1 pseudogene is annotated in these 290 nt (G+C 43.8%); it reads left to right on the top strand.

Annotated features, from left to right (window positions below):
• A pseudogene (locus AWW67_RS11805) lies at nucleotides 1–290 on the top strand (RagB/SusD family nutrient uptake outer membrane protein); the annotation flags it as partial.

Here is a 290-nt window from a genome sequence, read left to right as displayed (position 1 = left end):
GCTCTTCACACATTAGAAACGACCCTAAGTGTATCAATGCTGATCTTTATGATATGATTCCTGCAACAGATGTGAGAAAAGGTTTCTGGGCAGTTACTCAGGCAGAAATGGATGCAATTGACATTCCAGGCAATTTCGCAAAGTATCCTTACATGAACACTAAGTTTAAATCCCCTGGCGCTGGAACACTTGGTGATGGTGACATCGTTTTGATGCGTACTGCTGAGATGATCTTGATTGAAGCCGAAGCGAATGCTCGTTTAGGTGTGGCTAACGAACCAGCAGCTAGA

The sequence above is a fragment of the Roseivirga seohaensis genome (genome assembly GCF_001592945.1).
Lineage (GTDB): Bacteria > Bacteroidota > Bacteroidia > Cytophagales > Cyclobacteriaceae > Roseivirga > Roseivirga seohaensis.
This window is presented reverse-complemented; position numbering and strand designations above follow the sequence as displayed.